Origin of the sequence: Clostridium lamae, from assembly GCF_033043255.1 — a bacterium.
GTDB classification, from domain to species: Bacteria; Bacillota; Clostridia; order Clostridiales; family Clostridiaceae; genus Clostridium; species Clostridium lamae.
This window is the reverse complement of record NZ_JASCQJ010000002.1, coordinates 130,001-148,630: the sequence shown is the minus strand read 5'-3', so window position 1 is coordinate 148,630 and position 18,630 is coordinate 130,001. Positions and strand designations below refer to the sequence as shown.

At 29.4% G+C, this 18,630-nt stretch carries 19 protein-coding genes and 1 rRNA gene (1 of these 20 running past the window's edge); 16 read left to right on the top strand and 4 right to left on the bottom strand.

What is annotated here, in order from left to right:
- Nucleotides 1–173: 173 nt before the first annotated feature.
- The 11 genes from dnaX to QK892_RS01730 all read left to right on the top strand — a co-directional run bounded on the left by dnaX (nucleotide 174) and on the right by QK892_RS01730 (nucleotide 10,366).
- Nucleotides 174–1,796, top strand: a complete 1,623-nt coding sequence (gene dnaX, locus QK892_RS01780; protein WP_317271802.1) for a DNA polymerase III subunit gamma/tau — start codon at nucleotides 174–176, stop codon at nucleotides 1,794–1,796.
- Between the two features lie 125 nt (nucleotides 1,797–1,921).
- Nucleotides 1,922–2,266: a YbaB/EbfC family nucleoid-associated protein gene (locus QK892_RS01775; RefSeq protein ID WP_317271801.1), complete on the top strand. Its 345-nt coding sequence runs from the start codon at nucleotides 1,922–1,924 to the stop codon at nucleotides 2,264–2,266.
- 66 nt (nucleotides 2,267–2,332) lie between these two features.
- The gene (gene recR / locus QK892_RS01770) at nucleotides 2,333–2,929 is read left to right on the top strand and encodes a recombination mediator RecR (protein ID WP_317271800.1); all 597 of its coding nucleotides are present in this window, start codon (nucleotides 2,333–2,335) and stop codon (nucleotides 2,927–2,929) included.
- Nucleotides 2,930–2,944: 15 nt separating this feature from the next.
- On the top strand, nucleotides 2,945–4,480 hold the full coding sequence (cls, locus tag QK892_RS01765) for a cardiolipin synthase (protein WP_317271799.1): 1,536 nt from the start codon (nucleotides 2,945–2,947) through the stop codon (nucleotides 4,478–4,480).
- Between the two features lie 113 nt (nucleotides 4,481–4,593).
- On the top strand, nucleotides 4,594–4,851 hold the full coding sequence (locus QK892_RS01760) for a DUF2508 family protein (protein ID WP_317271798.1): 258 nt from the start codon (nucleotides 4,594–4,596) through the stop codon (nucleotides 4,849–4,851).
- A 45-nt stretch (nucleotides 4,852–4,896) separates the two neighbouring features.
- Entirely contained in the window at nucleotides 4,897–5,145 is a 249-nt protein-coding gene (locus QK892_RS01755) for a pro-sigmaK processing inhibitor BofA family protein (RefSeq protein ID WP_317271797.1), read from the top strand.
- A gap of 476 nt (nucleotides 5,146–5,621) precedes the next feature.
- Complete coding sequence (mscL, locus tag QK892_RS01750) at nucleotides 5,622–6,053, top strand: large-conductance mechanosensitive channel protein MscL (protein WP_317271796.1); 432 nt, start codon at nucleotides 5,622–5,624, stop codon at nucleotides 6,051–6,053.
- Nucleotides 6,054–6,254: 201 nt separating this feature from the next.
- Nucleotides 6,255–7,331, top strand: a complete 1,077-nt coding sequence (locus tag QK892_RS01745) for a pyridoxal-phosphate-dependent aminotransferase family protein (protein ID WP_317271795.1) — start codon at nucleotides 6,255–6,257, stop codon at nucleotides 7,329–7,331.
- A 203-nt stretch (nucleotides 7,332–7,534) separates the two neighbouring features.
- Nucleotides 7,535–8,440, top strand: a complete 906-nt coding sequence (locus tag QK892_RS01740; RefSeq protein ID WP_317271794.1) for a D-2-hydroxyacid dehydrogenase — start codon at nucleotides 7,535–7,537, stop codon at nucleotides 8,438–8,440.
- Between the two features lie 21 nt (nucleotides 8,441–8,461).
- On the top strand, nucleotides 8,462–9,697 hold the full coding sequence (locus QK892_RS01735; protein ID WP_317271793.1) for a DUF1015 domain-containing protein: 1,236 nt from the start codon (nucleotides 8,462–8,464) through the stop codon (nucleotides 9,695–9,697).
- 162 nt (nucleotides 9,698–9,859) lie between these two features.
- Nucleotides 9,860–10,366, top strand: coding sequence for a COG2426 family protein (locus QK892_RS01730; RefSeq protein WP_317271792.1), 507 nt, complete (start codon nucleotides 9,860–9,862; stop codon nucleotides 10,364–10,366).
- Between the two features lie 191 nt (nucleotides 10,367–10,557).
- On the opposite strand, the gene QK892_RS01725 is transcribed toward QK892_RS01730, so the two are convergent.
- A complete protein-coding gene (locus QK892_RS01725; protein WP_317271791.1) occupies nucleotides 10,558–11,250 on the bottom strand; it encodes a 5'-methylthioadenosine/adenosylhomocysteine nucleosidase in 693 nt (230 codons plus the stop codon).
- Between the two features lie 235 nt (nucleotides 11,251–11,485).
- On the opposite strand from QK892_RS01725, the gene QK892_RS01720 reads away from it, so the two are divergent.
- The gene (locus QK892_RS01720; RefSeq protein WP_317271790.1) at nucleotides 11,486–12,244 is read left to right on the top strand and encodes a tRNA threonylcarbamoyladenosine dehydratase; all 759 of its coding nucleotides are present in this window, start codon (nucleotides 11,486–11,488) and stop codon (nucleotides 12,242–12,244) included.
- Between the two features lie 43 nt (nucleotides 12,245–12,287).
- On the opposite strand, the gene msrA is transcribed toward QK892_RS01720, so the two are convergent.
- Nucleotides 12,288–12,758 (bottom strand): peptide-methionine (S)-S-oxide reductase MsrA, encoded by a 471-nt coding sequence (gene msrA / locus QK892_RS01715; protein ID WP_317271789.1) that lies wholly within the window; start codon nucleotides 12,756–12,758, stop codon nucleotides 12,288–12,290.
- A gap of 72 nt (nucleotides 12,759–12,830) precedes the next feature.
- Nucleotides 12,831–13,472 (bottom strand): DUF4230 domain-containing protein, encoded by a 642-nt coding sequence (locus tag QK892_RS01710; protein ID WP_317271788.1) that lies wholly within the window; start codon nucleotides 13,470–13,472, stop codon nucleotides 12,831–12,833.
- A 174-nt stretch (nucleotides 13,473–13,646) separates the two neighbouring features.
- Between QK892_RS01710 and QK892_RS01705 the strand changes: the two genes are divergently transcribed.
- Complete coding sequence (locus QK892_RS01705) at nucleotides 13,647–14,585, top strand: GNAT family N-acetyltransferase (RefSeq protein WP_317271787.1); 939 nt, start codon at nucleotides 13,647–13,649, stop codon at nucleotides 14,583–14,585.
- Nucleotides 14,586–14,619: 34 nt separating this feature from the next.
- Nucleotides 14,620–15,480: a PRD domain-containing protein gene (locus QK892_RS01700; RefSeq protein WP_317271786.1), complete on the top strand. Its 861-nt coding sequence runs from the start codon at nucleotides 14,620–14,622 to the stop codon at nucleotides 15,478–15,480.
- 108 nt (nucleotides 15,481–15,588) lie between these two features.
- Here QK892_RS01700 and QK892_RS01695 read toward each other — a convergent pair whose 3' ends face one another.
- Nucleotides 15,589–16,116 (bottom strand): PTS sugar transporter subunit IIA, encoded by a 528-nt coding sequence (locus tag QK892_RS01695; protein WP_317271785.1) that lies wholly within the window; start codon nucleotides 16,114–16,116, stop codon nucleotides 15,589–15,591.
- A gap of 497 nt (nucleotides 16,117–16,613) precedes the next feature.
- Here QK892_RS01695 and nagE point away from each other — a divergent pair, with 497 nt between their 5' ends.
- Both nagE and QK892_RS01685 read left to right on the top strand, forming a co-directional pair.
- Nucleotides 16,614–18,050 carry an N-acetylglucosamine-specific PTS transporter subunit IIBC gene (nagE, locus tag QK892_RS01690; protein ID WP_317271784.1) on the top strand — a complete coding sequence of 479 codons (1,437 nt, stop codon included), beginning with the start codon at nucleotides 16,614–16,616 and terminating at the stop codon, nucleotides 18,048–18,050.
- A gap of 533 nt (nucleotides 18,051–18,583) precedes the next feature.
- Nucleotides 18,584–18,630: ribosomal RNA gene (locus tag QK892_RS01685) — 16S ribosomal RNA — on the top strand (it continues 1,469 nt past the right edge of the window).

The window sequence follows — 18,630 nt, the reverse complement described above, 5'->3', positions numbered from 1 at the left end:
TTCATATTTTAATGTGAGGGTATAATCAATGAAATTTATATGCAAGTTTTTGAGATTGGACTTGCATGGTGAAAAAAATAAAATGAAAGATTTGATTTTCAAACTTTCAAACTTCATTAATTTTAATCTTTAGTCTATAATATAAGTAAATAATTAAAATGAGGAATGATTTTATGGGATATACAGCTTTATATAGAGAATGGAGACCTCAAAATTTTTATGATATTGTTGGTCAAGAACATATAACAACTACAGTTAAAAATCAAATATTAAATGATAGAATAGCTCATGCATATCTTTTCTGTGGTACAAGAGGAACAGGTAAGACTACTACAGCTAAGGTTTTTGCTAAGGCTTTAAACTGCCTTGATTTACAAGATGGTGAACCGTGTAATAAGTGTGAAATGTGTCAGAAGATAAATGAAGGTTTAGCAATAGATGTTACAGAGCTTGATGCGGCTTCAAATAATGGAGTAGATAAAATTAGAGACATTATAGACGATGTTAAATACCCACCGCAAGAGGGTAGATATAAAGTTTACATAATGGATGAAGTTCATATGCTATCTACAGGTGCTGTTAATGCATTCTTAAAGACTTTAGAAGAGCCGCCAAAGAATGTAATATTTATTTTGGCGACAACAGATCCACAAAAGCTACCGATTACTATTCTTTCAAGATGTCAAAGGTTTGATTTTAAAAGAATTAATAATAATGAAATTATAGGAAGACTTAGAAAAATAGTTAATGAACAAAATGCACTAGCAGATGATAAAAGTTTAAGCTTAATATCAAGAGTATCTGATGGTGCAATGAGAGATGCTTTAAGTATATTAGATCAAGCAATATCTATGGGAAATGGAGCAGTAGAATATGATACTCTTGTAAGTATGCTAGGTCTTGTTACTAATGATCATTTATTTAATCTAACTAATTCGGTTATTCAAAGGAATGTTGAAAAATCTATAAGTATAATAGATGAAGTAGTATATGCAGGAAAGGATATATATCTATTTATAAAAGATTTGATTAGTCATTATAGAAATATTCTTATGGCTAAAGTTACAAATAATCCAGAAGAAGTATTAGATATGTCAGAAGAAAATATAGCTTTAATCAAGGAGCAGGCAGCGAAAGTTAGAGCTGAAGAGGTAATGAGATGTATTAGAATACTTCAAGAAACAGAATCTAATGCTAAAATAAGCAAACAAGCGAGGCTTTATTTAGAATTAGCTATAATCAAAATGTGCAAAATAGAATATGATACTTCCAATGAAGTTATTTTAAGTAGAATTAATAAACTTGAAGAAGGCCTAAAGAATGGAACACTTAAAGTTGTAAGTGCAGTATCAAGTGAAACTAGCGGAGGACTTAAGACTGAGTCAGTCACAAGGGAAGCGAAGAGAGAAGTAAAAAGATCTGTTAGCCATAATGTAGCTGGAAATGAAAATTCTAAGGTTACATTAAATGATATACAAAAGGCTTGGAAGGATATACTAGAGAGATTTAAAGCTAGAAGGGCTATGATAGTTTATGCTTCTATGGTAACAGGGAAACCTGTTGAATGTAAAAATGGTATTTTAACTATTGAATATGAAGATCAATTTAAATTTAATAAGGATAGATTAGAGAAACCTGAATATAAGGCATTAATTCAAGAAGTATTAGCTGAGATATTCAGAGAAGATATGAAGATTGTTTTTGAAGTAGAAGAATCAACAAGTAATGAAAAATCAACAGAAGATATGTTAATAGAGTCATTAGGAGCAGACATGGTAGATATTTTAGATGAATAATGTCTACATAAATAATAAGGTAAATAAGAATAATAAAATTGAAATTATTAGAACCTTAAATGTAGTAAAATTAATGAAAATACTATATAATAAAAAATATATTTTTATATAAGGAGGATGTTTTTATGGCAAGAGGAGGATTCCCAGGCGGATTTGGGGGAGGCAATATGAATAACCTAATGAAGCAAGCTCAAAAACTTCAAAAAGAAATGGAGCAAATGCAAAAAGACCTAGAAACTAAGGAGTTTGAAGCTTCAGTAGGTGGCGGAGCTGTAGTTGTAAAGGCAAATGGAAAGAAAGAAGTTGTTTCTATTAATATAAAACCAGAAGTAGTAGATGCTGATGATGTAGAAATGTTAGAAGACTTAGTATTAAGTGCTGTAAATGAAGCATTAAGAAAAGCTGAAGAAGAAAGTGCAAATAAAATGGGAAAATTAACTGGCGGGATGAACATGCCAGGATTATTCTAAAGATTAAAACTAAGGCGAATTAAAGTTCGCCTTTTTATATATTGATTTTACAGAGAGGATGATTTTATGGATTTTTATCCAGTTGCTATAGAGAAGCTTATTGAAGAATTTGCCAAGCTTCCAAGTATAGGGCAAAAAACAGCTCAAAGATTAGCATTGCATGTATTAAATCTTCCAGAAGATGAAGTTAGAGAATTTGCAGGTGCTTTAGTTAAAGCGAGAGGAACTATAAAGTATTGTTCCATATGTGGAAACTTTACAGATTCAGATCCTTGTGCAATATGTTCTAATCCTAATCGAGATAAGGATATAATTTGTGTAGTTGAGCAACCTAAGGATATAATGACAATGGAAAAGGTGAAAGAATTTAACGGAAGTTATCATGTATTACATGGAAATCTTTCTCCAATGCAAGGAAGAGGGCCTCAGGACATAAGAATAAGAGAATTAGTTTCAAGAATGAGTGCAGACGTTAAGGAAGTTATCCTTGCAACTAATCCAAATATTGAAGGTGAAGCAACAGCTATGTATATATCAAGAATTTTAAAACCTTTAAATATTAGAGTGACTAGAATAGCATCAGGTATCCCAGTAGGTGGAGATTTAGAATATGCTGATGAGGTAACACTATCAAAGGCCCTAGAAGGAAGAAAAGAAATATAAAATAAAGGGGAATATATGACTAAGTTATTAAAATTTTTATTTAGTAGATTGGTTATTATAGGATTACTTATTGTTGTACAATTAGGAATTTTGATTTTTACTATATGGAAATTGTCGGAATCATTTGTCTATTTATATGTATTATTTTCTGCAATAAGTATACTTGCTGTTATTTATATATTAAGTACAAAGGATAATCCATCCTATAAACTGGCTTGGGTAATACCTGTATTGCTCCTTCCTGTTTTCGGAGGATTGTTTTATTTAATTTTTGGATTAAGAAGAACGACTAAAAAGTTCAGGGCAAGAATGATTAATATTTATAATGAAACAGTAAAATTCTTACCTCAAGATAAAAAAATTTTAATAGAGATTGAGGCAGATGATAAATCTTTTGCCAATCAGGCTAAATATTTAAATAACTATGCAGGGAGTCCTATTTATAAAAATACAATAACAAAATATTTATCACCTGGTGAAAAATTTTTTGAAGAGCTAAAAGAAGAATTGAAAAAAGCCAAGAAGTATATATTTATGGAATACTTTATTATTCAAGAAGGAGTTATGTGGAATAGCATACTTGAAATCTTAGAAGAAAAGGTTAAAGAAGGTGTAGATGTTAGGATTATTTATGATGATATGGGATGTCTTCAAATTCTTCCATATAAATATTATGAAAAGCTTAGGCAAAAAGGAATAAAGTGTTTAGTTTTCAATCCTTTTGTTCCATTTCTATCTGTAATTATGAATAATAGAGATCACAGAAAGATTACAATTATAGATGGGCATACAGCTTTTACAGGTGGGATAAACTTATCTGATGAATATATTAATGAAGTAGTTAGATTTGGTCACTGGAAGGATGCTTCTATAGTTCTAAAGGGAGAGGCAGTTTGGAATTTGACTATTATGTTTTTACAGGCTTGGCAATTTACGTGTGGGGAAAAAGAAGATTATAACCAATATAGGCCAACAGTTAATTATATTGGAGAGTTTGCAAGTGATGGATATGTTCAACCATATGGAGATAGTCCTTTAGATGATGAGAATGTAGGTGAATATGTTTATTTAAATATTATAAATAGGGCAAAAGATTATATTTATATAAATACGCCTTATTTAATAGTCGATAATGAGTTAGTTACAGCTTTGACATTAGCTGCCAAAAGTGGAGTTGATGTAATTATAGTAACACCTCATATTGAAGACAAATGGTACGTCCATCTAGTAACTAGAGCATATTATGCTCAGTTAATAGAGGCTGGAGTAAAAATATATGAATATACACCGGGGTTCATTCATTCAAAAACCTTTGTATCCGATGATAAAATCGGCGTAGTTGGAACGATAAATATGGATTATAGAAGTCTTTATTTACATTTTGAAAATGGTGTTTTATTATATAAAACTAAGTCGGTTATGGAAATTAAAGAGGACTTTCTTGAAACTTTGAAAGTTTGTAAAAGAATATCAATAGAGGATTGTCATAAGGTAAAATGGTCTAATAAATTTATTACAGCTATCTTGAGAGTATTTGCACCACTTATGTAAAAATTTAGATATTATTAATTTTAGCTTTAATCCGAATAATTTTATATTCACCCTGAATAATTTTATAAAAGTATGGACAATACTTTAATAGGAATTATTTGGGAGGGATAGAAGTGAATAAAATTACAATTTTAGATTTATTATTTAAAAATGCTAAGAAAAAGAATTATGAATATAGTATTGAGGATATAGCTATATTAAAAGATATTGAAGAAGCAATAAAAGAAATGGAAGTAGCTAGGGCTCTCTTTAATTCAGTGAGTGATCCCAAATTAATTGAATTAGCTATTCATGAAGAAGATGTTGCAAGAACAAGATATGAGTATCTAATTAATATGGCTAAAAGTAAAGAATTGAGAAGAATAGAATAATAATATAATTTATATAATAATATTATTGAGAAGAGGGGGATTAATATGGATATCAATTTAATGTTATATGGGTTAATTGGATTAGTGTTACTTTATTTATTGATAAAGGTTTTAAAGTGGCCGCTTAAAATATTAATGAATGGAATAATAGGAATAGTATTATTATATTTTACTAATTTATTAGGCGCTTATTTTGATTTCTCAATAGGAATAAATTGGATTACAGCTTTAATAGCAGGATTCCTAGGGGTGCCAGGAGTAATATTCTTAGTAATATTTCAATTATTCTTATAGAATATGAAAATAGTAAAAAACAAGGTGAAATATCAATAATTGCTTTAGCAATAAGATATTTCACCTTTTCTTAATGGAGTTGTTTAATAAATCTCCTTATTTGCGCGAGAGAGGGAACAAAATAGTTCCCAAAAGTTATATAGATGGGAGTTAGAAGTTTCTTCTTAAATCAACGAGTGAAAAGCTTCTTATAAAATTAATATATGAAAATTGGATATAGAGGTTACTACTATTTTCGAAATTTTATGATAAAATAATTATATAAAAATAATTCAAAGGGGATGTTAAAATGCCAGCGGGGAATGGAGTTAATTGCAGTTATTGTCCTGAATATAAGGAGACTTGTAATGGAGACGATAAAAGCTGTTTATGTTATAAATGTCCTAGACACTTAGGGCAATGTATATGTGTTAAGTATTGTAGGGAAACTGAATCCATATTAATATTTGACAAATAAGTTTAGGAGGGAATTGAGAATGAGTGAGAAAGGAAAAAGCTTCATAAAAGAATTTAAGGAGTTTGCACTAAAGGGAAAGGTTTTAGATTTAGCAATTGGGGTTATTATTGGGGGTGCTTTTAATAAGATAGTATCTTCTTTAGTAAATGACATAATTATGCCACCAATTGGAGCTATAACAGGAGGAGTAGATTTCAAAGATCTTAAATACATATTGAAACCAGCGGTTGGAGATATTCCAGCAGTTACTTTAAATTATGGTGCTTTTATTCAAAATATTGTAGATTTTTTAATTATTGCATTATCTATATTTGTTTTTATTAAGATAGTCTCTAAATTAAATAGTAAAAAAGAAGAACCTGTAGAAGAAGAACCAGCATTAACTATGGATCAAGAATTATTAACAGAGATAAGAGACTTATTAAAGAAAAATGATAGTGAACAAATATAAAAGTCTTACATAAAATAATAGTAAAAAGCTAAAAAAATCTCTTAACAAAAGAATATTTATGGTGAGAAGTTTATTTATAATTTAATGAATATTCTAAATTTTTTATAAAATGGTTGTTAATTATACTAAAAAGTAGTAAAATTAACAATAAAAATAAGCAATAAGCAAAAATATATAAAATTTATAATGGGGGAGAGGAAAATGCACAAAAAGCTATTTATTCCGGGTCCAGTTGAGGTAAGACCAGATGTATTAGAGCAAATGGCAAAGCCTATGATTGGTCACAGAAGCAAAGACGCTTCTGTTATTCAAAGAAGAATCAGTGATAATTTAAGAAAGCTATTTTTCACAGAAAGTGAGATGCTTTTGTCAACTACTTCTGGTAGTGGACTTATGGAAGGGGCCATAAGATCGTGTACAGCAAAGAGGGCTGCTGTATTTTCCGTGGGGGCATTTGGAAAACGATGGTATGAAATGGCTACATCCAATAATGTTCCTGCAGATATATTTGAAGTAGAAATGGGAAAAGCTATTACACCTGAGATGGTAGATAAAGAACTTTCAACAGGAAAATATGATTTAGTAGCAGTGACACATAATGAAACATCTACTGGTATTATGAATCCAATTGCAGAAATTGGCGAAGTAGTTAAGAAATATCCAGATGTAGTATTTATAGTAGATACTGTAAGTTCAGCAGCTGGAACTAAAATAGAAGTAGATAAATGGGGAATTGATGTATGTATAACATCTAGCCAAAAGGCATTAGGGCTGCCTCCAGGATTAGCTATATGTACATTTTCTAATAAGGCGAAGGAAAGAGCTGAAAAAGTACCAAATAGGGGTTTCTATTTAGATCTTTTAGCTTTATATAAATATATTCAAAAGAAGGATTATCAATATCCATCAACACCATCAATACCGCATATGTATGCTCTTGACTATCAACTAGATTATATCTTAAATAAAGAAGGTCTAGAAAATAGATTTGCAAGACATTTAGAAATGGCTAAGGTTGTTAGGGAATGGGCAAAGAAGCATTTTGAACTATTTCCAGATGAAAATTATTTATCTAACACATTGACTACAGTTGAGAATAACAGGGGCATAGATATCTCTGCTTTAAATAAAGAATTAGGCAATAGGGGATTCCAGATATCTAATGGATATGGAAGCTTAAAGGACAAGACCTTTAGAATAGCTCATATGGCAGATTGTCAAATGGAAGATATTCAAGAACTTTTAAGCAATATAAATGATATTTTAGGTTTAGAGTAAACGTAAATATATTAAGCGATAAGCATTAAGTAATTAGAGAAAATGCAAATATAAGAAGCTGTTTCGACAGTAAAAAAATTAAAATGAAGAATTATTGATGTAATTTGGACTAAATTAATGAAAATAGAAACTCCTAAAGGAGTTTCTTCTTTAATTCTACATTTTACATTCTTCATTTTACATTAGTTCTAGGGGGTATAAAAATGTATAAGATATTAATTAGTGATGGATTACAAGAGAAAGCATTAAATAATCTTGTAAGCTTAGGCTTTGAAGTTATAGATAAACATTATAATAAAGAAGAATTAGGAGAAGCTCTTAAGGAGTATGATGCTTTAGTCATAAGATCAGCTACTAAGGTGACTAGAGAGGTGTTAGAAGCTGCTCAAGGTGGAAGATTAAAATTAATAATTAGGGCAGGCGTTGGAATAGATAATATAGATGTAGAAGCTGCTACTGAATATGGTATTATTGTAAGAAATACTCCGAATTCTAGTTCAGATTCAGTTGCAGAGCTTGCATTAGCTCATATGTTTGCAGTAGCAAGATTTGTGGGAACTTCTAATTATACTATGAGAAATGGAGAATGGAATAAGAAGAAGTATGAGGGGGTTGAACTAAGTGGAAAAACCCTTGGTATCGTAGGTATGGGAAGAATAGGTAAATCTCTAGCTAATAAGGCAAACGCTTTAGGAATGAGAGTTATATATAATGATGCTTTTGGTAAAATAGATGGCTTAGAATATGAGTTTTTAGATTTAAAAGATTTATTGAAAGTTTCTGATTTTATTTCTCTTCATGTTCCTTATGACAAAACAGTAGGATCATTAATAGGAAAAGAAGAATTAAAAATAATAAAGGACGGTTCTTATTTAATAAATTGTGCAAGAGGAAAAGTGGTAGATGAAGAGGCGTTATTAGATGCATTAGATAGTGGGAAAGTTGCAGGAGCAGGAATTGATGTATTTGAAGTAGAACCAAACACTAATGAAGCATTAGTTAATCATCCAAGAGTTAGTTGCACACCACATATTGGTGCATCAACTATGGAAGCTCAAGAAAGAATTGGAGATGAAGTAGTCTCAATTATTAAGGAGTTTTTTAACTAGGATAAATATAGGAGGAATATTATGGCGGTAATCAGACCTTTTAAGGCTATAAGGCCTATAAGTGAACTTGTAGAAAAAATTGCAGCGCTACCTTATGATGTAATGGATAGTGATGAAGCTCGAGAAATGGTAAAAGATAATCCACATTCATTTTTACATGTTGATAAGGCGGAAGTAGATTTGCCGATTGATATAGATGTATATGATGATATAGTCTATGAAAAAGCAAAACAAAACCTAGAACAAATGATTGATGATGGGTTATATATAAAAGATGATAAACCTAATTACTATATTTACAGGCAGGTGATGAAGGGTAGAAGTCAAACAGGACTCGTAGCTTGTGCATCAATAGATGATTATTCTAACAATATAATTAAGAAGCATGAATTAACAAGAGAAGAAAAAGAAATTGATAGAATTAATCATGTATATAAGTGTGAAGCTCATACTGGTCCAATTTTCTTGACTTATAGAGAAGATAAGAGAATTTCAAATATAGTAAATGAATGGATTGAGAAAGAGCCAATATATGATTTTATAGCTGATGATGGAGTAGCACATACTGTCTGGGTTATTGATGATGAGCAGATAGTAAATAAGTTACAGGAGTTATTTAAATCAGTAAAATATTTATATATTGCAGATGGGCACCATAGATCTGCTTCAGCAGTTAAGGTTGGTCATTTAAAGAGAGCAGAAAAAGAGAGCTATACTGGAGAAGAGGAATTTAATTTCTTTTTGTCTATATCATATCCAGATAGTGAATTAGAAGTATTAGATTATAATAGAACAGTTAAGGATTTAAATGGACTTTCTAAAGAAGATTTCTTAGAAAGAGTAAAAGAAAACTTTGAAGTAACTGAAAGTAACGAACAAGTAAAACCAAAAGAAAAGCATACTTTTGGTATGTATATTGATAATCAGTGGTATTTATTAAAAGCAAAAGAAGGAATATTTAATCCAGAGGACCCTGTAGATAGATTAGATGTATCAATACTTCAAAATAGTCTATTAAGGCCAATACTTGGAATAGATGACCCTAGAAAGTCTAAAAGAATTAAATTTATTGGTGGAATAAGAGGTTTAAAAGAACTTGAAAGAAGAGCTAATACAGATATGAAAGTAAGCTTTTCAATGTATCCAACTACTACTGAAGATATAATGGCAATAGCAGATAGTGGAGAAATTATGCCACCAAAATCAACTTGGTTTGAGCCTAAACCTAGAAGTGGAATATTTGTTCATAAGTTCTAGAATATAAAATTTATTATAAACTCAGGTAACCTGAGTTTATTTTTTATTAAATTTAAAAATATTACTTGAATAATATGCATTTATTATATACTCTTATATATGTGTAAAAATTTAGAATTTATGAATGATAATTGAATAAACTTATAGAATGGGAGATATAAAATGACAGATTCGTTAATTAATTGGTTTACTAGTACATTAAGTTTTATGCCTAAAGAAGTTATAGCATTTATAATATCCATGGTTCCTATTTTGGAGCTAAGAGGTGGATTAATTGCAGCTTCACTTTTAGGAATTGGAGTATATAAAGCTGTATTTTTATGTGTTTTAGGAAATATAGTGCCTATTCCATTTATTTTATTATTTATCACCCCAATATTTAATTGGATGAAAACAACTAAGTTATTTAGACCTATGGTTGAAAAATTAGAAAATAAGTCAATGGAAAAAAGTGATCAAATTCAAAAGTATGAATTTTGGGGACTTGCATTATTTGTAGGGATACCTTTACCAGGAACAGGTGCATGGACCGGAGCACTTATAGCAGCATTACTTGGAATTAAAATTAAAAAGGCATCTTTATCAATTTTTATAGGGATAATAATAGCTACAGTAATAATGACAATAATATCTTATGGAATCCCATGGGCTATTCAGGCAATGGCTTAAAATCTATTAATTAATAATTATAGTTTATTTAAATGTAGAATATATAATAAAATTTATTGGGAACTCAGTTTATCTGAGTTTCTTTTTTATAAATGCGATTCAAGTATTTCCTACAGGTGTAAAGAAAGAGATATTAATTTACTGCCACTAGGAGCCTGCGACGGAGCAAGTAAGTTAATATCTCTTTCTTATTATAGTTTTTGCATCATATTCATTAATATTTTAGTTGAATTTCTAACTGCTATAGGAATAAATTTTTCATAATCCATATGAGCACCATTATTGGCGTTATCAGAAATTGATCTAATAACTACGCATGGAATATTATTTAAGTAGCAAACTTGAGCTATGCTAGCACCTTCCATTTCGCATGCCATAGCATTAAATTCTTTTTCAAACCATTTGATTTTATCCACACTTGAAATAAATTGATCCCCAGAAATTATTCTACCTGAGAAAGTATTTATTTCTTTAATTTCTTCACAAGCCTCTAATGCAGCCTTAACTAATATTTCATCACATTTAAAGTCAAAAGTATCTAATCTTGGAATTTGACCATGTGGATCTCCAAAAGCCGTTGTATCCATATCATGTTGAACTAAGTTAGTACCTACTACAACATCTCCTGGGTAAATATCTTTACCAATTCCACCTGCAACTCCAACATTTATTATAGAATCTACATCGAATTCAGATATTAATATTTGTGAACAAACAGCAGCATTAACTTTACCTATTCCACACACTACAGCAATTATATTCTTATCTCCTAGAGTTCCTCTGTAGAAAGTCATATTAGCTTTTTTAGTTTCTTCTTTAACTTCCATATCTTTTAGAAGAAGTTCTAATTCTTCAGCCATTGCACTTATAATTCCTAAAACCATAAATTATCCTCCTTAAATTTATGTTATGTATAACTTAAATCTTTAAATATATTATCATATTATCTACACTATTTAAATAAAATATATAATTTTCTAGTTTTTAACTTAATAGATTTTAAATGCTTAAAATTCAAATAAAAATATTGTTGTTAATAAATTAATAATGGTCTAAAATAAGATATATTAAATTTAAATATTTTGTAAAAACACGAGATATGTAAAAGGAGAGAAATAAATGTTACAACATCCATTGTCTAGAACAGAACTACTTGTAGGTTCTGATGGGTTAGAAAAATTAAAAAAAGCAAAAGTAATGGTGTTTGGTGTTGGTGGAGTAGGAAGCTTTGCAGTAGAAGCTTTAACTAGAGCAGGTGTAGGTACCTTAATATTAGTGGATGATGATACTGTTTGTCTTACCAATTTAAATAGACAAATCCATGCTACATATAAGACAGTAAGTCAAGTCAAGGTCGAAGTTATGAAGGAAAGGGTGCTTTCTATAAATAGAAAGTGTAATGTAATAACGCATCAAGTTTTTGTTACACCTGAAAACTTAAGTGAATTAATTCCTGATGATGTTGACTATGTAATAGACGCTATTGATACAGTTTCTGCAAAGATAGCATTAGCAGAGTATTGTTATGAAAAAGGGATCAATATAATTGCTTCAATGGGAACTGGTAATAAGTTTGACCCAACACAATTTAAGGTATCAGACATATATAATACAAAGGTATGTCCTTTAGCTAAGGTTATGAGATACGAACTTAGAAAAAGGGGCGTTAAAAATCTTAAGGTAGTTTATTCAGAAGAGAAGCCAATGAAGCCAAAAGTAGAAGATGTAGTAACTTGTAAAACTGGCTGTGTTTGTACAGGCGGTACTAAAAAGTGTGCTTCTAAAAGACAAATACCAGGCAGTATATCATATGTTCCTCCAGTAGCAGGAATGATATTAGGTGGAGAAGTAATACAATCTATTATAGGAATTAAATAATAAAGTAAAGATAAGTGCTAATATAAATTAGCACTTATATTTTTTATAGCTTTATATGACAGTATCCATTTGGATTTTTCTTTAGATATTTTTGATGATATTCTTCTGCTTTATAATAATTAATTAGTGGTTTAACTTCTGTAACAATTTTCTTATTATATTTATTTTGTTCTTCATCCTTACTTCTAAGAATTATATCTAAGTCATTTTCATCTAAATAATATATACCAGTTCTATATTGACTTCCTACATCTGGACCTTGTTTGTTTAAAGTGGTTGGATCAACTATAGACCAATATTCTCCTAATATATTTTCTAATGAAACAATATTTTCATCATATTCAACTAAGCAAACCTCAGCAAAGTAAGTATTTTTATAACATACATCTTCATAAGTTGGGTTTTCAGTTCTTCCATTAGCATATCCAACTTCTGTAGATACAACTCCAGTTATTCTAGATAGGAATTCTTCAACTCCCCAAAAACACCCACCAGCTAAAACTATTTTTTTCATTTTATCACTCTCCTTCTTATATAGTTTATTATTTATTTTATATTATACATCTAAAGTAAATAATAAGTATAATTATTTAAAGGAGATATCAATCTTTATATCATCACCAATTATTTGTCTAAATAGATTGGTGATTGAAAGCCTTGAGTTAGAAATAGCTTTTTCATATATATCTTTTTCGTTAAGAGTCATTTCAAAGCTCTTATATACATCTTTTTGAATTAACTCAAACTCTTCTGAAGTGAGCTTTATTTCTCCAAATCTCAAAAAACCATTTGATGAATCTTCATAAACAGTTTTATCTCTAATGATATCTATGGTAAAAATTTCTGGATTAGGAATAGTAATATTTAATGTTTTTTTATTTTCATCTATAATAATATCGTCTTCTTTTAAATTAGATAAGTCTATGTAGAAGGAACAGTTAGCAAAAAATTTTATTCTTTTATATTTATGAAAAATCTCTAAATCTCCCCAGCTTTTATCTATAGTTATTGTTTTAGATAGCTCTACTTCTAGGGGAATTATCTTACTAGTATTTCTAACTTCTTTTATAATGCTTTCTTCAGTAGTGATATTTACAGAGTTATCTTTTTCTTTAGAATTTGTAATACTTATTTTAAAAATTAAAATTGCTATAAGAATGAGTATAAAGGTGAAACATGAGAATTTAATAATTTTTTTTATTTTTTTAAATGCTTTTGAAATCTTCATAGAATCTCCTAAATAATTTATAATACTTAAGTATATGAAGGTTTATTTATAATAATGAAAGCAATTAATTCTTAATATTAGATTAATTCGTCGAACATAATATATTGTGTAAGTTGTGTGTTTTTCGTTATAATATAGATAATAGTAAACATATTCAACTTAGGAGATAGTATTATGAATGAAAATAAAGAAATAACCATAGAACTAGTTAAAGGAAGTCTCAATGATTATATAATTAAAGATAGAGATAAAATCTTTATAGGAAGGTTTACTATAGTTGAACTAGACAAGGATAATAAAAAGTGTAATATTAAACTAAAGTTTTTCAAAGATAATAGGCAAACTTTATTAAGGGAAACTATATTAAGTATATTGAGGGCTATTTTTAAAGATGGCACAATATATAAAGCTAATATATTAGTAGATGAAAACATAAATTACAAAGTGTTTTTAGACTTAGGATTCACTTTAGAAGGAATTTTTACTGATAATATTTTTTCAAATGGGATATTTTTAGATGAGTTGAGTTTTGGAATTAACAGAAGCGAGTTTAATAATAAACAAAGAAATTATATTGTAAAGTTAAAGGGTGAGAGGATAACATTAAAAAGTTTAACTCCTGATTGTGCAGATGAATTAATAGATTATTATACTAGAAATAAAGAGCATTTAAGTTATTATGAACCTACAAGAGATAATAGTTTTTATACCATAGAAGCACAAAGAGATATATTGATGGAAAGTTATAAAAATCTTATGAATGGTACTGGAATTGATTTAGGTATATATAAAGATGATTTATTAATTGGGAAGATTAAAGTATCTAATATAGTATATGGTGTATTCAAAAGTGGAATTGTGGGATATTCCATAGATAAAGATTATCAGGGGCGTGGATATATGACGGAAGCCTTAAATTTAGTATTAAAGTATTCTGAAGAGGAGCTTGAGCTTCATAGATTAGAAGCTTCGGTGTTAACTGATAATTATAAGTCCAAATCAGTTCTTTTAAAATGTGGATTCAATGAAATTGGATTAAATGAAAAATATTTATTTATAAATGGAGCTTGGAGAGATCATATAACATTTTATAAGATATTAGTTAGAAGTTAGTATTAATATAGGTATAGGTAGAGGTAGGATTAATATGGATAGAATAATGTTAAATAATAATGCAAAGGTTATAAAGTCTTTTAATAACAACATACTACTTGTAAAAGAAAATCAAAAAGAAAAAATACTATTTCAAAAAGGGATAGGTTTTGGAAAAAGGCCTGGAGATATTGTTGATAAAGGAACAGTTGTAGAAAAGATATTTGTGATAGAAAATAAGGATAATCAAAAAAACTTTAATGAGATATTAAATAGAGTAGATTCTAAACTAATTGCATTAGTAGAAGAGGTTATAGTTGAGATTACAGATGAGCTAGGTGAAGAGTTAAATGAAAATATTCATATAGCATTAGTTGATCATTTATTTTATGCTATAAAGAGATTAGGAGATAACGAGGAAATTCAAAATCCATTCTTAGTAGAAATAGAGACACTTTATGGAAGAGAATTTAGTATGGCCTGTAGGCTAGCTAAAAGGATAAAAGAAGAATTAATGGTAGATATACCAGAGGGCGAAAAAGGTTTTATAGCACTACATATCCATTCTGCTAGAAATAATGGTAAATTATCAAATACTATAAAATATAGTTTTTTAAGTAATTCTATAATAGAGCATGTTGAAGATAGACTGAAAATAATAATAGACAAGAAGTCTTTAGATTATGCTAGATTTTTAACTCACATAAGATTTGCTATCGAAAGAATAATTACGGATAAACCAATAAGAAATGATTTAATAGATGTTATAAGAGAAAAATATAAATTATCATATAAGATAGCTGAAGAAACTAGAAATATTATTTGTCAGGTACTAAATATTAATAAGGTATCGGAAGATGAGATTGCCTATTTAGCTATGCATATAGAAAGATTTAGAGTATCAATTGCAAAATAATAATGGATATTATAGTTATTATAATATATTTATAATAAAAATGTGGTACTGAATTTCGAGTTTAAATTATCGATGTTCAGTACCATATTTTTATAAGCAATATCTTTTTTATACTTCAAATTTAACAACTGGAGTCTTTCCAGCAACAACTTCTCCACTTTCAACAGGAGCGATTGATTTTGCTGCATCCACATTAGTTATTAAAACAGGAGTTGCAAGTGATAATCCTTTGCTTAGTATAAATTCTCTATTTATTTTAATTAAAGGAGTACCAGCTTTAACTTTTACACCTTGTTCTACTAATTGTTCAAAACCTTCTCCATCAAGAGAAACAGTTTCTAATCCAATATGAACAAGTATTTCTAATCCATTTGCTAATGTCATAGCAAATGCGTGCTTAGTTTTGAAAATTAGAGTAACTTCTCCGTCAGCAGGTGCAACAATAGTATCACCTTCAGCCATTATAGCCATTCCATCTCCTGCTAATTTTTCAGCGAAAACTGGATCAGGAACTTCTGATAAAGGCATTGCCTTACCTGAAACAGGAGCAACAAGAACGTTAGGATCAATAGCTGCAGCTACAATTTCTTCATTTTTTGAATCTGAATTAAATAAGTTTTTTAAAAATTTAAACATATTATTTCCTGAATAATCAGGAACCCACATCCTTTCTACTACATATTATATAATATTAATATTAATATATATTTATAGTATTAATAAATTCAATACAATAAATACATAAAGATAAACATAGTAAATAAAAAACAAAAGGCATAAGTCCGGATATATTTTAGGACTCATGCCTGATTAAACAGTAACACGTCTAGTATGATTATATATATACTTATCAATAATTGTCAATAAATAATAGAAAAAATATCAAGTCATGGAAGATTTGTTATGAAATTTTTTCTTTTTTTTTTTGGAAAAATATATTGAAAACAATAACATATGGTGATACAATTGTTATTGTAATAAATAATTTACGAATTTAGGCGTGTTATCAATTAATTGAGCATGAGCCGAAAAGGATTTTATAGATTTATAATATCCTTTTCGGTTTCTTTTATTTATGGAATTATTTTACATTTGCTTAAGTTTGTATAAAAATTTAAGGAGGAATTATAATTATGATGAAGTATCTTCAAAGACTTGGAAAATCATTAATGCTTCCAGTTGCAGCATTACCAGTTGCAAGTATCTTAATGGGTATAGGTTATTGGATTGACCCATCAGGTTGGGGTGCTAATAACGTAATCGCTGCTTTCTTATTAAAAGCAGGTGGAGCATTAATAGATAATATGGCAATCCTATTTGCTATCGGGGTAGCAGTTGGTATGTCAGATGACAACGATGGAACAGCAGGACTTGCTGGTTTAGTTTCATGGCTTGTTATTACAACAGTATTAAGCACAGGTGCTGTTGCAATGTTCAAAGGTATTGATGTTGCAGAAGTGCCAGCAGCATTTAGCAAAATTCAAACTCAATTCGTTGGTATACTTTCAGGTATAATTGGAGCAACATGCTACAATAAATTTAAAGGAACTAAGTTACCAGACGCTTTAGGTTTCTTTAGTGGTAAGAGATCAGTTGCAATAATGACAGCACTAGCTTCATTAGCAGCAGCATTAGTATTATTCTTCATATGGCCAGTAGTTTACAATGCGCTAGTATCATTTGGTAAGGCTATTGTTTCTACAGGAGCTATTGGATCAGGTATCTATGCATTCTTTAACAGATTATTAATTCCATTTGGATTACACCATGCACTTAACTCAGTATTCTGGTTTGATGTTGCTGGAATTAACGACCTAGGAAACTTCTGGGCTGGAACAGGTACTCAAGGTGTAACAGGAATGTACATGACAGGATTCTTCCCAGTTATGATGTTTGGTTTACCAGCAGGAGCTTTAGCTATGTATCACACTGCTAAGGATAATAAGAAGAAGGTTGTATATGGATTATTATTAGCAGCTGCTTTATCTTCATTCTTTACAGGAGTTACAGAACCATTAGAGTTTGCATTTATGTTCTTAGCTCCAGGACTATATGTAGTACATGCTGCTTTAACAGGTGTATCTGCTGTAGTTACTACTTTATTACCAGTAAGAGCTGGATTTAACTTCAGTGCTGGTTTAGTTGACTGGGTATTAAGCTTTAAAGCACCAATGGCGGAAAATCCACTTTGGTTAATACCAATAGGTTTAGTATTTGCAGTACTTTACTATGTAACATTCAGATTTGTAATCACTAAATTCGACTTAAAGACTCCAGGTAGAGAAGACGAAGATGAATTAACTGAAAACACAGCAATTTCTGGAGATATGAATGAATTAGCTAAGGCTTATATAAAAGCTTTAGGTGGAGCAGAAAATATCGTATCAGTTGATAACTGTGTAACAAGATTAAGATTAGGAGTTAAAGATAACTCTATAATAGTAGATAAAAGTTTAACAGCTTTAGGTGCTAGAGGGGTTATAAGACCAGGAAAAGGCAACATCCAAGTAATAGTTGGAACAAATGTACAATTTGTAGCTGATGCAATAAAAGCTGAATTAAAGAAATAATTTAATAGTAAATCAAGGTGAGGATTTCAAATCCTCGCCTTTTTTATTTATATAAGGCTATGAAGATAAAGTGATTTAGAGGATTTATTATGAATAATTTAGTTAACTTATCCAGGTGTATCAATAACAGTAATATGTAGAAAAACAAAGAATAAAGTAGAAATATGCACTTATCTTTATGTGAATTATTGCTTTTGCTAGGATTGTTATGAATATAAATGTTAAGATTAGTCTCGTTCCCGAGAGAAACAAGTACGAAGGAACAAGTTAATAAAAAAGATTTTAAAAGTCGAAAAATGTTGACAAATAAATCTTTAAATGATATAATGAATGAGTCGCTTGAGGGCGACGAAGAAAATGGTCTTTGAAAATTGAACAGAATATAAGTTAAGTATAAAGTAAACCAGCAATTCTTTTAAGTCTTAAGTGAGAATCTAAATTTTAATTTAGTAATTCGAACTTACAACGCTGACGATAGGAAGCGTTGTTACATTAATTAAGACTCAAAGTAATTTGAGCAACAGATTAAACTTTTTATTGAGAGTTTGATCCTGGCTCAGGACGAACGCTGGCGGCGTGC

Bases quoted from the DNA above. Each gene is read 5' to 3' on its own strand.
- dnaX (WP_317271802.1), top strand. From the start codon at position 174: ATGGGATATACAGCTTTATATAGAGAATGGAGACCTCAAAATTTTTAT.
- QK892_RS01775 (WP_317271801.1), top strand. From the start codon at position 1,922: ATGGCAAGAGGAGGATTCCCAGGCGGATTTGGGGGAGGCAATATGAAT.
- recR (WP_317271800.1), top strand. From the start codon at position 2,333: ATGGATTTTTATCCAGTTGCTATAGAGAAGCTTATTGAAGAATTTGCC.
- cls (WP_317271799.1), top strand. From the start codon at position 2,945: ATGACTAAGTTATTAAAATTTTTATTTAGTAGATTGGTTATTATAGGA.
- QK892_RS01755 (WP_317271797.1), top strand. From the start codon at position 4,897: ATGGATATCAATTTAATGTTATATGGGTTAATTGGATTAGTGTTACTT.
- mscL (WP_317271796.1), top strand. From the start codon at position 5,622: ATGAGTGAGAAAGGAAAAAGCTTCATAAAAGAATTTAAGGAGTTTGCA.
- QK892_RS01745 (WP_317271795.1), top strand. From the start codon at position 6,255: ATGCACAAAAAGCTATTTATTCCGGGTCCAGTTGAGGTAAGACCAGAT.
- QK892_RS01740 (WP_317271794.1), top strand. From the start codon at position 7,535: ATGTATAAGATATTAATTAGTGATGGATTACAAGAGAAAGCATTAAAT.
- QK892_RS01735 (WP_317271793.1), top strand. From the start codon at position 8,462: ATGGCGGTAATCAGACCTTTTAAGGCTATAAGGCCTATAAGTGAACTT.
- QK892_RS01730 (WP_317271792.1), top strand. From the start codon at position 9,860: ATGACAGATTCGTTAATTAATTGGTTTACTAGTACATTAAGTTTTATG.
- QK892_RS01725 (WP_317271791.1), bottom strand. From the start codon at position 11,250: ATGGTTTTAGGAATTATAAGTGCAATGGCTGAAGAATTAGAACTTCTT.
- QK892_RS01720 (WP_317271790.1), top strand. From the start codon at position 11,486: ATGTTACAACATCCATTGTCTAGAACAGAACTACTTGTAGGTTCTGAT.
- msrA (WP_317271789.1), bottom strand. From the start codon at position 12,758: ATGAAAAAAATAGTTTTAGCTGGTGGGTGTTTTTGGGGAGTTGAAGAA.
- QK892_RS01710 (WP_317271788.1), bottom strand. From the start codon at position 13,472: ATGAAGATTTCAAAAGCATTTAAAAAAATAAAAAAAATTATTAAATTC.
- QK892_RS01705 (WP_317271787.1), top strand. From the start codon at position 13,647: ATGAATGAAAATAAAGAAATAACCATAGAACTAGTTAAAGGAAGTCTC.
- QK892_RS01700 (WP_317271786.1), top strand. From the start codon at position 14,620: ATGGATAGAATAATGTTAAATAATAATGCAAAGGTTATAAAGTCTTTT.
- QK892_RS01695 (WP_317271785.1), bottom strand. From the start codon at position 16,116: ATGTTTAAATTTTTAAAAAACTTATTTAATTCAGATTCAAAAAATGAA.
- nagE (WP_317271784.1), top strand. From the start codon at position 16,614: ATGATGAAGTATCTTCAAAGACTTGGAAAATCATTAATGCTTCCAGTT.